At 63.1% G+C, this 14,667-nt stretch carries 14 protein-coding genes; 4 read left to right on the top strand and 10 right to left on the bottom strand.

Annotated elements, in window-relative coordinates:
* Positions 1-57: 57 nt before the first annotated feature.
* A complete protein-coding gene (locus CH291_RS05600) occupies positions 58-1,209 on the top strand; it encodes an SAVED domain-containing protein (protein WP_256979026.1) in 1,152 nt (383 codons plus the stop codon).
* Between the two features lie 1,164 nt (positions 1,210-2,373).
* Here CH291_RS05600 and CH291_RS05590 read toward each other — a convergent pair.
* The 3 genes from CH291_RS05590 to CH291_RS05580 all read right to left on the bottom strand — a co-directional run bounded on the left by CH291_RS05590 (position 2,374) and on the right by CH291_RS05580 (position 3,645).
* A complete protein-coding gene (locus CH291_RS05590) occupies positions 2,374-2,610 on the bottom strand; it encodes a hypothetical protein (protein WP_032391365.1) in 237 nt (78 codons plus the stop codon).
* The gene (locus tag CH291_RS05585) at positions 2,607-2,834 is read right to left on the bottom strand and encodes a hypothetical protein (RefSeq protein WP_230598185.1); all 228 of its coding nucleotides are present in this window, start codon (positions 2,832-2,834) and stop codon (positions 2,607-2,609) included. Before CH291_RS05585 ends, CH291_RS05590 begins: the two co-directional genes overlap by 4 nt.
* Before the next feature lie 370 nt (positions 2,835-3,204).
* Positions 3,205-3,645 (bottom strand): CBS domain-containing protein, encoded by a 441-nt coding sequence (locus tag CH291_RS05580; RefSeq protein WP_094613497.1) that lies wholly within the window; start codon positions 3,643-3,645, stop codon positions 3,205-3,207.
* 390 nt (positions 3,646-4,035) lie between these two features.
* Between CH291_RS05580 and CH291_RS05575 the strand changes: the two genes are divergently transcribed.
* Positions 4,036-6,576 (top strand): molybdopterin-dependent oxidoreductase, encoded by a 2,541-nt coding sequence (locus CH291_RS05575; protein ID WP_094613498.1) that lies wholly within the window; start codon positions 4,036-4,038, stop codon positions 6,574-6,576.
* A gap of 219 nt (positions 6,577-6,795) precedes the next feature.
* Here the strand turns inward: CH291_RS05575 and fdxA are convergent, their stop codons facing one another.
* On the bottom strand, positions 6,796-7,116 hold the full coding sequence (gene fdxA, locus CH291_RS05570; RefSeq protein WP_032391755.1) for a ferredoxin: 321 nt from the start codon (positions 7,114-7,116) through the stop codon (positions 6,796-6,798).
* A 144-nt stretch (positions 7,117-7,260) separates the two neighbouring features.
* Between fdxA and CH291_RS05565 the strand changes: the two genes are divergently transcribed.
* Complete coding sequence (locus tag CH291_RS05565; RefSeq protein WP_230598250.1) at positions 7,261-7,851, top strand: TetR/AcrR family transcriptional regulator; 591 nt, start codon at positions 7,261-7,263, stop codon at positions 7,849-7,851.
* Positions 7,852-8,038: 187 nt separating this feature from the next.
* Here CH291_RS05565 and CH291_RS05560 read toward each other — a convergent pair whose 3' ends face one another.
* Together CH291_RS05560 and CH291_RS05555 are read right to left on the bottom strand one after the other, a co-directional pair.
* Positions 8,039-8,824 carry an acyl-ACP thioesterase domain-containing protein gene (locus CH291_RS05560; RefSeq protein ID WP_032391757.1) on the bottom strand — a complete coding sequence of 262 codons (786 nt, stop codon included), beginning with the start codon at positions 8,822-8,824 and terminating at the stop codon, positions 8,039-8,041.
* On the bottom strand, positions 8,821-9,600 hold the full coding sequence (locus CH291_RS05555) for a crotonase/enoyl-CoA hydratase family protein (RefSeq protein WP_052053409.1): 780 nt from the start codon (positions 9,598-9,600) through the stop codon (positions 8,821-8,823). The genes CH291_RS05560 and CH291_RS05555 overlap by 4 nt, the downstream gene beginning before the upstream one ends.
* A 102-nt stretch (positions 9,601-9,702) precedes the next feature.
* Here CH291_RS05555 and CH291_RS05550 point away from each other — a divergent pair, with 102 nt between their 5' ends.
* Entirely contained in the window at positions 9,703-10,239 is a 537-nt protein-coding gene (locus CH291_RS05550) for a winged helix-turn-helix transcriptional regulator (RefSeq protein ID WP_032391905.1), read from the top strand.
* 314 nt (positions 10,240-10,553) lie between these two features.
* Here CH291_RS05550 and CH291_RS05545 read toward each other — a convergent pair whose 3' ends face one another.
* From CH291_RS05545 to CH291_RS05535, 4 genes are read right to left on the bottom strand one after another with little or no spacing between them, the layout of a single operon-like run.
* Positions 10,554-11,870 carry a hypothetical protein gene (locus tag CH291_RS05545; RefSeq protein ID WP_032391759.1) on the bottom strand — a complete coding sequence of 439 codons (1,317 nt, stop codon included), beginning with the start codon at positions 11,868-11,870 and terminating at the stop codon, positions 10,554-10,556.
* Positions 11,867-12,286, bottom strand: a complete 420-nt coding sequence (locus tag CH291_RS05540; protein ID WP_032391760.1) for a hypothetical protein — start codon at positions 12,284-12,286, stop codon at positions 11,867-11,869. Before CH291_RS05540 ends, CH291_RS05545 begins: the two co-directional genes overlap by 4 nt.
* Position 12,287: 1 nt before the next feature.
* Positions 12,288-12,452, bottom strand: a complete 165-nt coding sequence (locus CH291_RS26680; RefSeq protein WP_179273454.1) for a hypothetical protein — start codon at positions 12,450-12,452, stop codon at positions 12,288-12,290.
* Positions 12,449-14,332 carry a hypothetical protein gene (locus CH291_RS05535; protein ID WP_032391761.1) on the bottom strand — a complete coding sequence of 628 codons (1,884 nt, stop codon included), beginning with the start codon at positions 14,330-14,332 and terminating at the stop codon, positions 12,449-12,451. The genes CH291_RS26680 and CH291_RS05535 overlap by 4 nt, the downstream gene beginning before the upstream one ends.
* Positions 14,333-14,667: the final 335 nt, after the last annotated feature.

Raw genomic sequence — 14,667 nt, 5'->3', positions numbered from 1 at the left:
GACAACAAAATTGCAGTTGGGCTGTCCTACCTGGACGACGAGGGCATTCTCGGAAAGATGGTCACTGCACACAAGAACTTGACCGCCGACGGCACCGCCGTGGAACTACGCCTGGCCACCAACCGCACCGGCGACCCTACCGACCTATTACTGCAGCAACGCGATGGGCGCGACAAACGCCTTCTGCCACGAGCAGCGGAAGGTGGCTCGAAGAGTGCCATGGGAAAGGCGCGGGCGGCGTGGGCAACTGCAGCCGGCACCAACGAAGCAGCCCTGTTGTCCTTCCTCGACGACTTCTACCTCGACATCGCGTACGACCTGCCTAGCTTGCGTAGCGATGTCGGACTCCTGATGACTGCCAACGGTTTGCGATCCGACGAGAAATCGGTCGATCTGAGTTCCGACTGGGTTGCAAAGCAGGTCATCGCCGGACACCGCAACCTCACCCTCGACGACATCAAGAACGCCGTAACGGTACTGGGTCTGAACGCCGGGTCCCCATGGACGACCGTGTCGATCGCGACGATCAAGCACGACGACGTCGCCGACCAGGCTGCGGTCAGCATCGACTGGGTCGATCGGATCGCGGGGGAGAAGCACTGGAATCGGGTGGCGCCAACTCCGCCTCATACCTGGGCCGAGCTGGCTTCCGACATTGCCACCGTGCCCATGCAGCTCGGCGGCTCCCGGCGCATTCTCGTCGGCGGACACATGCGACAGGCCACCGGATTCATGGTGGGTGCCGTACTACGAAGCGTCCTGGGCTACGAAGTCGGCGTACGACAGAGCGACCAGATCTGGACCAGCGAAGAGACGACCACGCCGTTTCCGCTAGACGTGACGGAAGAATCTGTCGATGCTGGGCCGGATATTGCGGTCATCGTCAACATTTCATACGACGCAGCTAGCCAGGCAACCGAATGGATCCGTCGGACCGAGCTGCCTGTCGCCACCATCGTGACGGCGACCCCGTCGACGGGAACGGGTCCAAAAGTAGTTCCAACACCGGCGGCTGCGAACAGCCTCGCCGTCGAGATCCGCAATGTCGCTCGCCGCTACGCGAGCTCCAGAGCCTTGCACGTTTTCCTCGTAGGCCCACTCGGCCTCGCAGTTCTGATGGGCCACCACTGGAACCGCGTCACGACCACTCACGTATATGAGCACCTCGGAGGGCAGGACTACGTTCACGCATTCACCGCGGACGCGTAGACGCCCTTGACCGTCGGAGGCTCGCGAAGAATGTCAGAAGTGCCTTGTTAGTCGAGTTTCGATACAGACATCACAAATACAACGTCAACAAATCTTGACGGTGCGGTAACTTCCGCACGGCCCCGTGCGGTGCAATCGTTTCAGTGCTTCTACACAGCTGAGCGGGGCCATCTCCCGCGAGAAGGTGACCGAATAGACACTCCAAGGGTCGCGACGCGCCGCTCTTCCGAAGCTTCAAAGCGACGAGATCGCTGTGACTGAAATCGATTCGGCGTGGGGCACTTCTGTGCCAGCATGGCCCGCTTTCGCCCGGCCAGTCCTGAGCGTGCTCAGTGACGCGTCAGCTCTCAAGCCTGCTGCCATGGACAGCGGCGGTCTCACAGCAGCGCAACGCGCGGAGACGTTGCGCTCCGGACAAGGGCGAGCAGACAACAGGATCGGGTCGGCGTTGTCGTCGCCCCGTTTCATCGATCTGATCGCCGTGTGGCATCACCTTTGTGAACCGGGGATGTTTCGACCTTCGATCCCGCCGCGCCACATCTGGTTCCCACGGTCACGGCGACACCCTCCGCGATCCCCGATGGCGACGCAGCGGAGGCACTTCAGCCGGGCCCGTGATGCTGCGGTCGATCAGCTGTCGGCTGCATTCGGTGTGGCAGTTTCCCCGGATGATGCCGAGCAAATTGCGGGCGATCTGCACGCAGTTCAGCGATCGGGGTTCCTCGCGTGAAGAGGTTGTAGCCAACGAAGTGAGGCTGGAGGGCACAGGAGATGCCGTCGCCGGGCCGATTGCCGACATTGCGGTCAAGAATGATTGCCCCCAGCACGGTAGATCAGTAGAAGTAGACGTGAAACTGAAGTCGTGGCTTCACGACTAGCTGCATCACCCGCAGCACGATCTGGGGTGGCTACTCGGCGATGCGACCCCGTAGGACGTATTGAAGCAGAACGATGTCGGCGTGAGCCATCAGTTCCGTCCATCGTTGCTGTTCGACGGGTGCCAGGAGCTGGAGGATGTAGCGGTCCGCGGCGACGGGGTCTGTCCATCGCAGCTCGGTTAGTGCTGCGATGTCCCGAGTCGGAATCTGGAACCTCTGGTAGGGGCCCGAGTCCCAACCCGGTTAGTTCGGGTGCCGCCGCCCGGCATCACATGCGGGGAAGGGCCTACTTGCCGATGCGCGGCGCGCGATGCACCGGAACCAACGCGTAGGAGACCAGCCGACTACGAAGCGGCGCGCTCACACCGGCGCGGTCAGCGCGGCTGATCTTCTGAAACAGGCGGAGCCGGTACTCACTCATGTCCAGTCCGAACTCGACGAGAACATCGTCCGCGCTCGCACCGCCGTAGGGCTCCCATTTCACCGCAAATGCCACCAGTGGGTCGCTCACCTGATCGCTCACCGACTACTCCCGGTAGGTTCGGCTTCTCCCTCGACGAGATCGGCATCGTCGACGAAAACGAGCACACCGGTGTCGAGCGCGACCCCCCATCGATGCGGTCGCGCCCAGTCGCGGCCGAGATCGTCGGCAGCGAGCAATGAATCGGCATAGTCCTCGACGATCGTTCCGGCAAGGACTATGCCGTCAGCTCGAACGACCTGGACGACATCACCAACGGCATTCAACTTGTTTGTGTTACTCCCCGACACAGTCATATCGATATTGAAGCAGTTCATCAAGAACTTCGCTCAGCGAACGAATTGTGCCCGTGGACGGTTATGCGCACCTCGGTGAGAACCTTCCGGTCGACTCAAACCCACTGGGCGCGCCTCCGGTTTCGCATGCCGGCCGACGCCGGCGTCGCGCGAGGACTTCGGCTACGCCGCTACAGCGGTGTCGACCGCTAGATCAGCGACGAGCTCGCGACTTACCGTTATTGGGAGACGGCGGCTGCGAGATCGCAACGCCAGATCAGAGAGAAGCCCCGCAAATTTTGGTGAGCGCGGTTGGGGAATTTGGCTGAGCCGCGTCATGTGACGACGCGGCGCGCAGACGTCACCGAGCGTCACGCATCGCCTCGACACCGGCGTCGGTGCAGAACCCGTCCATCCGTGCTTTCAGGCAGAGGAGTCCGAGCAGGTGGCGGGCGTCATCGACCACTGCCAGACGTCGAATGCGATGTCGAACCATGTGCTGGTGGACGACCGCGATCGGAGCGTGAGCATTGATGGTGCGCCCTTGAACTGTGCCGAAGGTCGAGGCGGGACAGCCTGGATCAGGGGCGCAGTCGAGGTCGCAGCGGCACACCGTGCTGGCGAGCCGATCGCCTCCGACGAGCAGGAGCAGATGGTGTTTCGGGCTCGCAGCGAAGACGGCGCGTGCCCCGGCGACCGTGAGGTCGAGCGGGTGGCACCTAGGGCGACGCAGCATGTGGTCCCGCACAGCGCCGGTGAGATCCAGCGGCGACGCCCATGCGGCTGACTCGACTTTTGTCACTTCGTCGGAACACCCCTGTCGGTGGCCTCCGGACATGCACCACTCCTTCGGAGATCGTGGGCTGCTCCAACCCGCTGGCTGCGTCGGCGGAATGTTCTTTGCGCACACGCGCTGATGTGGTTCGTAGTTGTATCGGGGTTGTCACGCCAGCGGATGTAGATACTATGACATAGTCAATAATAGCGATGTTCTTCGCTGCGCGTGTGTGTGCAGCGGCGAGCCCGTGACGGCTCTACACGGGCGACGAGCCCTGTGTGGGGTCGTACAAACCGAGGCGAGAGTTGTGGTGCCGCTCGAACTGCGCGCATGCACTCTCTGCACAAGCCGAATTCCTAGCAGAGTGCGACCGCTCGGAGATCAACGCACACCGATGACACCGAAAGAGCGCCCATGACTACTCAGCCCGTATCCGAGGACACCACCGCCGACAACACGACGGCCGGCTGGCAGAAGTCCGCTTGCATCCTCTGCGAATGCAATTGCGGACTCGAGGTCCAGACCGACGGCCGAACCCTGCTCAAGATTCGCGGCGACAAGGAACATCCGGGGTCGGCCGGCTACACGTGCGAGAAGCCGCTACGTTTGGACAAGTACCAGAACGGCGCACACCGGATCGACACCCCTTTGCGTCGCACTCCCGACGGGGAGTACGAACCGATCGACTGGGACACCGCACTCGACGAGATCGCCGCCAAGCTCTCAGCCGTCCGTGACACCCACGGTGGCAAGTCGATCTTCTTCTACGGCGGAGGCGGACAAGGCAACCACCTCGGCGGCGCATACGGCCGAGCGTTGTTCCATGCGGTAGGTGCCGAGTACATGTCGAACGCCCTGGCGCAGGAGAAAACCGGCGAGTCGTGGGTCGACCAGCAGCTCTACGGCAATCACACCATCGGCGACTTCGACAACACCGAAGTGGCGATCTTCGTCGGCAAGAACCCCTGGCAGTCGCACGGAGTCGCTCGCGCCCGCCCGGTACTGCGCGAACTCTCTCGTGACCCCGAGCGTGCCTTGATCGTCATCGACCCTCGCGTCAGTGAAACCGCGAACATCGCCGACTACCACCTGCAGATCAAACCCGGCACCGACGCATGGTGCGTCTCGGCCATCGCAGCGACCATCGTGCAGGAAGAGCTGCACGACACCGCCTGGTTGCACACTCACGCCACCGGGGTCGAGCAGGTACTGGCCGCGCTGCGCGAGGTGGACATCACCGAGAACGCCCGGTGCTGCGGAGTGGACGAGGACCTGATTCGCACTGTCGCGCGCCGCATAGCGTCAGCCGACAGCGCGGCCGTCTACGAAGACCTCGGGGTCCAGCAATCGCCGAACAGCACCCTCGTCGCCTACTTGAACAAGATGCTGTGGATACTCACCGGCAATTTCGCCAAATCTGGTGGCATGCACATTCATTCATGGATGTTTCCTCTGGCGGGTCGCTGGCACGCGATTCCCCCGGAACGAGGAATCGGCCGATGGCCGACCCTGCGTCGCCGAGTCGGGAGCATGGCGATGCGCATGGGCGCGACCCCCGCCCGGCGGCTCATGGCCAGGTCCGAGCGTCACGGCGGAAGGCCGCAACGGGTGGCCGAACTGACGGCGAGCGTCGCACTCGACGCATTCTTCGAGGCAGTGGCCGTACCGATCGCGGGCAAGATCGCGCACACAGTGGGCATGAACGAGCGCAACGGAACAACCCCCGCCATGGGTGCCCGAATTCTCAATGGACTGATCCCATGCAATTCGATCGCGGACGAGGTGCTCAACGAGCACCCCGACAGATTGCGGGCGATGTGGATCGATTCGTCGAATCCGGCTCACTCCCTGGCAGATTCGCGCCGCTTCAAGCAGGCGATGCGGGCGCTGGAACTATCGGTGGTCGTCGATGTCGCGATGACCGAGACCGCACGCCAGGCGGACTACGTATTGCCTGCATCGAGCCAGTTCGAGAAATACGAGTCCTCGCTGTTCACATTGCATTTCCCGCACAACACCTTTCAGGTCCGCGGACCCCTTCTGACCCCGATGCCTGGAACACGACCCGAACCGGAGATCTACGCCGCAGTGATCGATCGACTCGGTGTCGTCGAAACCGCGCTGATCGAGGACTTGACGGCGGCCGCGAGGGTGGGCAGGGAGGCATTCGCGCTGGCGTTCTTCGCGACCATCCACGCGCGATCCGACCTCACCGGACTCGTGCCGTATCTGCTCTATCGCACCCTCGGCACCACCCTCCCCGACGGTGACCAGGCAATGGGTCTGATCTGGGGGTTCGCTCATCTGTGCGCGATCTCCCAGCCCGACGCGGTAGCGCGGGCAGGATTCACCGGTCGCGGCTTCGCGCAAGGTGAGCAGCTGTTCACTGCTCTGCACACCCGACGCGAAGGTGTCATGTTCACAGACGACCGATACGAGGACGCCTGGAAATACATTCAGCACGCGGACGGCAGGATTCACGCAGCTATCCCCGACCTGCTCGACGAACTGGCGACGATCACAGCAGTCGAACCGTCGTACACGACCGAAGAGTTCCCGTTCATTCTGTCCGCGGGCGAACGCCGGTCGTTCACCGCAAATGTGATCATCCGCAACCCCGAGTGGCGGCGCCGGGACCGCGAGGGCGCGCTGCGGATCAGCGAGGTCGATGCTCGCGAACTCGAGATCACGACGGGCGAGACCGTTCGAATCGTCACCGCCAGTGGTTCGGCCCTCGCACCCGTGGAGATCAGCGCGATGATGCAGGCCGGTCATATCTCTCTGCCGAACGGTATGGGAGTCAGCTATCCGAGCGAAGGCGGTGACACCGTCGTCGGTGTCGCACTCAACATGCTGACCTCCACCGTCAGGCGGGACAAGTTCTTCGGCAGCCCGTGGCACAAGAACACCCCGGCGCGCATCGAGAGGCTGACCGCACAGCCGGCCGTGTCGTAGGTCTCTACACCGGAATCTCGTGTCAAGTCAAGCTTTTTCGGATCACGGCGACCAGTGCAGGGACGGATTCATGGGCATACGTTCGTGGCGGCACGCCATCGAGATGGCGACTGTATCGAAGCGTCCCTGAACGGGCCGGTCGCGCGGTCGATCACCATGCTCACTCCGCGTGGCCGGCGCATCGGGGACACTCACGTACAGCGACTCACGTACAGCGACTCACGATGCGGAGGGAGGCAGCCCTGTCACGAACGGGGTGTCATCGGCGACGTTGCCGAACTTCGCAGCACCGCCCGGGGATCCGAGTGCGTCGAAGAAGTCGACGTTGGTCTGGGTGTACTCCGACCATTCGCGGGGGACATCGTCTTCGAAGAAGATCGCCTCGACAGGGCACACAGGTTCACACGCCCCGCAGTCGACGCACTCGTCGGGGTGGATGTACAACATCCGGGTTCCCTCGTAGATGCAGTCCACCGGGCATTCCTCGATGCACCCCTTGTCTTTGATATCGACGCACGGCTCAGCGATGACGTACGTCATGGGCGGTTTCTCCTGGGAGATCGAAGCAACGACAGAGCAGAAGCGCCATGCCACACAATTATGGTAGGCAACATAACATATAACATTGGTACGCAACAGCATCCGCAGATTGCCAGTCCGAAAGAGATCGAGAGGGAACCGCTCGTGAGAACCCGGGGCAACACCAGGCAGAAAATGCTCTACAGCGCGGTAGAACTCCTAAGGGAACGGGGCGCTGCCGGACTGACTGTCGACGCAATTCTCGAGCGCAGCGGGGCACCGAGAGGTTCTGTCTACCACCACTTCCCCGGTGGTCGTGCAGAGATCGTGTCCGAAGCCCTCACGCTCGCCGGAGACGCTATCAGCACCATGATAGAGCGGTCCGCCACCCTGGGCGCGATGGATGGAGTGCGCAACTTCGCAGCGTTCTGGACCCAGATCTTGGTCGAGTCCGATTTCGAGGCTGGATGCCCGGTCGTATCGTTGGCCGTCGGGGGCGCACCCGACGACAAAGAATTCCAGCCGGCAATCACAGGCATCTTCGCGCGTTGGCACCGTGCCCTCACTACCGCCATGGTCAACGATGGAATCGACGAGGCACGGTCCATCAGGCTGTCCACCATGGTGATCGCCGCAGTGGAGGGAGCGGTGATCCTGTGCCGTACACACAGATCCGCAGCACCCATCGACGAGGTGATCGCCGAACTGGAAGTGTTGATCACGACTGCGGCACCCACGTCCGCGCAGGGTGAGTAAGGATGCGGTGATCCCCAAGACCACGGCATCGATGCCGACGCTCGACAGCACACCTCGGTGCGACCCCTGACAAGGGAAAGGCCGCTGGGATGATCGACAGCGCACCGACGATCCCCGTTTGCCTACCCGAACTGAACGACGCCTCGCTCGAAAGAGCATGAACCGCGATGGGCGGCGACTACTTGTTTCACAGACGGCGAACGGTCGCCGTGGTCGTCACCACACCGTCGGCGAGGAACCACACGGTGAATCCGTTGTCATTCGCTACCCAGCGGGTATCGAGGGACGCTCGATATCTGACGGGCTTCAAGTACTCGATGACGGCGCGGTGGGGATGCGCGGTGATCGCGGGATGCTGGCGTAATGCCCTCTCGATCGGGGGCCAGTAGGCGACGTTGTTCATGTGCTCGAAGAAGTCGAAATCTGTGGCGCGCAGGGCGAAAGGTCGGGATTCGGTGAACTCGCTGTCGTGCGCAGGCGCGGGCGGGTTGACCGGACGCCACCTCAATCTGGTCTCGGTGATGCCGGTGCTCCACGCATCGAGCGTCGCGTCCGATATCCGCGCCGGCAGACCGCGGCGAGTGACGTTGATGCAGAAGCTCTCGGTTTCGACGAGACCGGGTTGCCGGTAGCCGGGGTTGAACGGTGAAGCGGTCGGGATGCCGGTCAGACGTTGACGCATACTCACCCAGCGGCTCGACGTCGCGGCGCACCACCGTTCGACCTTCACCTCGCCCGGCCAGGTCAGAGGCCGGATCACATCGATCACATTGCGACGAACAATCCAGAAGGGATCCTCGTCGAGGAACCCCGATTCGTGAATCATGTCCAGCGCAACGTCTTGCAGCAGTCGTGCGATCGCGTCGAGTCGCACCTGACCCTGGGGATCGGCGTCACCGACACCCATGCGGTACTGCTTGACGAACGAACGCGCGGTGTCCGGGCGATCGAGCTGCTCGAAAGACTGGCTCATCGCCCGGCGAAATCAGCGTCGCGTCGCTCGATGAAGGACCGAAGCCCCTCGGCGGCGTCGGACGTGGCGAGCAGTGCGGCGATCGTCGCTCGTAGTGCGCCAGGGTCGGGAAGTGACTGCGACGTTGCTGCGTAGGCGGCCTCGAGAGTTGCGCGCACACCCAGTGGCGCTGCTTTGTTCGCGATCTCGTAGGCGATCGAACCCGCGAGGTCTCGCCCCGCCGCGAAGTCGGTCGCAAGGTCCTGCACGAGCCCGATGCGCAGAGCTTCGTCAGCGCCGAACTCCGCACCGGTGAGCATCCACCTCATCGCGTTGCCCCACCCCGCTTGCTGTGGGAATCTCGACGTCGCCCCACCGAACGGGAAGATCCCGCGCCGCACTTCGTATTGGGTGAACCGAGAGTTCGCTGCCGCAATCCGTATATCGGCAGCGAGAAGCAGTTCGATACCCAACGTCATCACCCAGCCATGAGCGAGAGCGACCAGAGGGGTCGTCCATGGCCCGTCGAGTCGCCACGGGTCTCTGCTTCCAGCGGGGATCGTCAGAGAGTTCGTCGCCAGATCGCCGGCGACATCGGACAGATCCAGGCCTGCGGTGAAGTGGTCTCCGTGTGCGTAGAGGACCCCGCATCGGATATCGGGATCGTTTTCGAGGACACCGTATGCTTCCGCGAGCTCACCGAGCATCGCCCGGTCGAAGGCATTGCGCTTGGCGGGCCGGTTCAAGCCGATCCACAGGATATGACCGTCGCGTTCCATCGATACCGTTTCGGACATGCGCCGACCTCCTGAGTTCAGTAATGAGACTGACGGGAACCTATCGGGAGGATGAGCGTTGTGGCAAGTCGGTCTGTAAATCAGACTGATACAGTCAGCGGGGTGAAGCGTGATTCTTTCGATCGGTGGCCCTGCTCGATCGCCCGGTCCGTCGGCCTCGTCGGAGACGGGTGGGTCCTGCTGATACTCCGCGAGCTGTTCTACGGGGAATCGCGATTCGATGCGCTCGTGGGCACGCTCGGTATCGCCCGGGCCACATTGACCGACCGCCTGCAGACCCTGACGGAGGGCGGGATCGTGTCGCGCACTCCCTATCAAATGCAACCAGTGCGTCACGAATACCTCCTTACAGAAAAAGGACGCGATCTGTTCGGTGTCATCGCCGCGCTGAACGCCTGGGGAGACAAATGGATGAGCGGCTCGGACGGCGTACCGGTCGTCTTGCAGCACCAAGCGTGCGGGCACACACTCGATGCAGCCGTGATCTGCCGCGCCTGCGGCGCGGATGTCCGTCATAACGAGGTCACCGCACGAACCGGCCCCGGATACCCCGAACGAATGTTGGGCTCGCTCGCAGTCACCGACAGATTCCCGGATGCGATTGGAGACGCTGCTCGCCGAGACGGACCCGATTCCTAGTCGGATGCATTACGGACCAACCCATGCCGGCTGCTTCACGCAGGTTTCACTGATCGATCCGCGGAGATTCTGTGCCCACTTCTTCAGTAACCACGACTTGGTGGCCTCCCAGGATCGGGTCGTAGGAGTGCTTTTGGAAAGAATCGAAGATGCCGGTCCACGGACACAGAGGTCCTGGACTCCGGTTGTTCCTGCCTTCTCGTCGAGGCCAGCAGAGGTGATCAGTACTTCTTGCGGGAATGCGGCAAAGCCGTCTAGAATATCTGTGCCGCGACAGTATTCGACGAACGCGATGCCCACCTTGCGGACGATGCTCAGGCTCCGAACAGCAGGAACAACCCACCGAACGTGTAGAGCACCATCACGACCATCATCGCGAGCTGTCCGGTGGCCGCGTGCCCTTTCGGTAGCGTGCGCAGCGACGCGTCATGGGCGAGGGTGATGCCCACCAGGTGCCCCGCCACCACCGCCAGAACGGCAATACCGGCGACGACCGACGGGTGATTCGACAGGACGTAGGAGACCGACGCATCCCGCAGCCCCAGCACATTCGCACCGTTACCCAGCGGATCTGACAGCGAAATGATCGTCTGCTGCCCCTTCTCGACGAAGTACGTGAGGTAGTGAGCCGTCAGGTAACCCACCACGATCGGGATCAGGGAATGGGCGAGCAGCCCTGGAAGCGCGGAACGACGACTACGCGACACCCCTCCGACGGCGCGGGCCGCACACCAGAACGCCGCTCCGACAACGCAGATGACGGCAATCAACCCGAGAGTTCTCGTCGGCACCGATCCGAGAGCGGAGCCGTCGACCAGCGAACGCCACGCCGGTATCTGCCCGATGCTGTCGAAAGCGGTGGACCCGAGCAGAACGGCGAGCACTGCCACCGTGCCCCGCTGCACCGGCAGGCTCACCGCACCGTCGAGCGGTGACCGCAGCGCCAGAAGGCCGGACGCGGCATCTCGGGTGAGTGGAGACAATCGAGATACCGTGTCGCTGTACACCTCGAAAGGATCTGCACGAGAGAACCATTCGTCACCGAAGACCGCCGCACCCACCGCCATCACCAGGACGTACACCGCGCACCACAGACGAACGGCCGATACCGAGCCCGAGTCGGGTGAGGCCAGTTCGAGCCAGACGAATGCGAAGAGTCCTACAACGGCTGGTACGCAGCCCCATTCGCGTCGGTAGGCGACTATCGCCGCCGACGTCGGACGACGCAGCAGTCCGCACACGACGCGGTGTAGTGCCCGCATCGGAGACACGATTCGCCAGAACGGCCCGAACGCCAGCGACGCCGGAACGATGCCTACCCACACCAGAACGTAGAAGGTGCCGAGCAACGCGTTGCCGGAATCCTGTGGCCCCCAGACCGATGCTGCGGCGACAGTGACCGCCAGTAGCACCGACAACGCCCCGACGAGTCCCCGGACGATCGCCGAATCTGCGACGACCGTCGTCCGCGGCAACGGCACGACGACACGCGTGGGGTCGAGCCTGGGGCGACGCCACGCGAACAACAGCAGCACGAACGACGCCGCCAGCGCCCACGCCCCTCCGATCAGGGCGTAGGTGACAGGAATCGGCAGATCGGTCGACCCGCCGAGGCCGTGGGCGAGAATCACGGACGAACGACGAGCGTGGCGACGGTGCGATCGCTGTGGTGCAGTTCGACATCCACCTGTCCGGGCACATCGACGGTGAACGTGAACAGCTGATCTTTGCCCGGCTCGATCTCGAAGGTGTGCTCGGGAACTGAATGCACGTGCAGTTCGTCCGTGATATCACTGTCGATCGAGATCGAAACCGATTGCCCCACAGAGGCGTCGAGGCGTTGATTGGTCGGCTCGACCGTGCCGCCGACGATCGACAGATTCATCCGCAGGCTATCGGGTTCCGCGGACACCGCCGCGGTGGAGTCGGTGCTCGGCACCGGTTCTGCCGTGCTGGGCGAGGTACCGCCGGACGACGATCCGCAGCCGGCCACCAGCGCCACCGTTGCACATCCGATGATCGCTGCCCGCAGTGGCGACAGTCCCATGTCAGTGCTCTCCTTCTTGGTCGAGTTTCTCTGCCCGCTCGGCCCGGCGGTCTTTCCTGACGACGTACAACACTGCGGCCACGATGATCAACGCAGGCGCGACCGCCGGAATGGCCAGCACCACAGAGTGATCCGCGAGATAGACGACGTCGGATGTAGCCGTCATACGGAGCTCGAGTCCAGCGTCCTGCGTGACACCGATGCTCCCGGGGTCGCGGTACTGATGCGCACTGCGCCCCACGACAGAGCCCAGATCAATGCCAGAGTGCAGACGAGCACGACCAGTGATGCGGCACCGAACAGCCACGCCGGGTGGTCGAAGCTCCGCTCACGTTGCAGCAGCGCAGTCTCGCTCTGCAACTGCCGTGTGAACTGGGCGTCGGCCGAGACCTCCGGCGCGCCGATGCCGGGATCGGCCGCCATGAAGATCGGCGTGCCGGTCAGGGTTCGACCGTCCTGGATGCGTAGGAACGTCTTCCAGGTTCCGTGCGCCGGAACCGGACGGGTCGACTGATACATGCCGGGCCCGGTCCGTTCGAGGCGATCGACGACCAGACCACGCAGAGTGTCGCCGGCTCCCTGCCATGCCAGGATCGCCACCCACTCGGGGTCGTCGGATACCAGGTCGGCTGGATCGAGTCGGACCGTTGCCGTCACCATCCGGCCACCGTCCTGCGGCGCGGCATCGGCGAGAGTGACTGTCGCCGTTGCGTTTTCCGGTACGTCGATCATCAGACCGTTGGCTGTCGCGCCGCCGAGGACGAGTACCAACGCGACGACGATCGTGCGCCGGACGGCAGGTGCCGGCAGTCCGTCTCCACTGAGCAGTTGCGCGAACAGCCCTGCCGTCAGCCCGCACATGACGCCGACGGGTACTGCCATCGCGAGCGCCTCGACCCACATCGACGTCGGCCACGGGTAGACGAAGACCGCGTCGATCCACAACGATTCGAGCCACAAGCCCACAGTTGCCGCAGTCAACCCCGCGAGCATTCCGAATCGAAGTCGGTGCACCACGAGCGGAGTGAGACCGACGAGTTCGACCACCACCGCGATCCCGAGGAACAGTGCGAACACGTTGTGCGGTTCACCCAGAACCGGGCCGACGACGAACGCTGTCAGCTCGCGAATGACGGCGGCGAATGCGACGACGAACAGAGTCGCGCCCCGTCCCACCACCAGTCGCGCTGCGACGAGCGCGAACGCTCCGGCACCGACGATGAGCATCGGTTGGAACACCAACCGGAACTGCTCGACTCCGAAGTCGAATTCGATCTGAAACACCGACAACCCGATGAGGAGACCGCCGAACGTGCTGGCTTTGAGAACCCACGACAACGCCGAGCGTCTGGGACCCCGCTCAGTGTCATCCACCTCGTCGCGGGACGTCTGCCGTGCGGCGGCCATGGCCAGTCTGCCTTCGTGATCGAGCAGTAGGACTCCGATGAGCGACAGTCCGGCACCGCCGATCAACATCAAATGGGTCGGTCCCCACAGTGTCACGTCCTGGCCGAAGATTCGGTGCCAGATATCGTCCAAGGGAAAGCCGATGAGCGCATACAGACCACTGCCCGCGATCAGCAGACCACCCGTGGGCGCATACCAGGTGCGGGTGATCTTGACGGCCGCGCGACCGGGCTTCTCGTCGAGCGGGAGAATGATCGCAAGCGCACCCGCGATGAACAGGAAGAACAAGCCGACCAGGATGAAGTAGTGGGCCGGGTTGGCCAGTGGTCCCTCGTCGCGCCCTCGTCCGATGTGCAGGCTGACGTCCCAGATGAACCCGAAGAATGCGGTCAGGATCGTCGAGACGAACAGGACCAGGGGCAACGCAGCCCAGCCGGGCAAGTTCAGCTTCGACCCCGCGTAGTCCGCCAGCCTCGCCAACCACGTGATGCGTCGAGTGCGGTGCATGAACGCCAGATACAGCAGAAACAACGACACGACGGCCGCGGCTGCCGTCATACCGAAGACCTGGTCCAGAGCCGCGCCACCGCTCTGCGACTTAGAAAACACGTTACTCGCCGTAACACCTATGTTGGACATGCGCTGAGTATGGCCCTACATCGACAATATGAACACCCTTGGCTCGAATTTGTTCGGCGATGTCGTGGCCGGCAATCAGATTGGCCTACATCGGTCGAGCCGGAGATCCTGCCCGCCCTGTACTTCCGTGTTGCGTTTTTGCAACCACCTGCATTATCCGAACTCGGGGCGTTATCCGATGCCCGTGTTAGTCAGTGGCCGGACGTCGAGATGTCTTGACGGTGCGGTAACTGCACTTCTGGGACGAGCATCCGATCTTGGCATTACGTCATGTGTGGCCGGCGCCGAGTGTTCGCCGGTCCTTGCGGATCGAGTTTCATCGGGGGGGGGGGGGG

It is taken from the genome of Rhodococcus sp. 14-1411-2a, assembly GCF_002259485.1.
Taxonomy (GTDB): Bacteria; Actinomycetota; Actinomycetes; order Mycobacteriales; family Mycobacteriaceae; genus Rhodococcoides.
This window is presented reverse-complemented; position numbering and strand designations above follow the sequence as displayed.

What these genes read in the sequence shown, in the direction of transcription:
- CH291_RS05540 (WP_032391760.1), bottom strand. Translation starts at nt 12,286, where the DNA reads ATGGGACTGTCGCCACTGCGGGCAGCGATCATCGGATGTGCAACGGTG.
- CH291_RS05535 (WP_032391761.1), bottom strand. Translation starts at nt 14,332, where the DNA reads ATGTCCAACATAGGTGTTACGGCGAGTAACGTGTTTTCTAAGTCGCAG.
- CH291_RS26680 (WP_179273454.1), bottom strand. Translation starts at nt 12,452, where the DNA reads ATGACGGCTACATCCGACGTCGTCTATCTCGCGGATCACTCTGTGGTG.
- CH291_RS05600 (WP_256979026.1), top strand. Translation starts at nt 58, where the DNA reads ATGGTCACTGCACACAAGAACTTGACCGCCGACGGCACCGCCGTGGAA.
- CH291_RS05555 (WP_052053409.1), bottom strand. Translation starts at nt 9,600, where the DNA reads ATGTCCGAAACGGTATCGATGGAACGCGACGGTCATATCCTGTGGATC.
- fdxA (WP_032391755.1), bottom strand. Translation starts at nt 7,116, where the DNA reads ATGACGTACGTCATCGCTGAGCCGTGCGTCGATATCAAAGACAAGGGG.
- CH291_RS05560 (WP_032391757.1), bottom strand. Translation starts at nt 8,824, where the DNA reads ATGAGCCAGTCTTTCGAGCAGCTCGATCGCCCGGACACCGCGCGTTCG.
- CH291_RS05575 (WP_094613498.1), top strand. Translation starts at nt 4,036, where the DNA reads ATGACTACTCAGCCCGTATCCGAGGACACCACCGCCGACAACACGACG.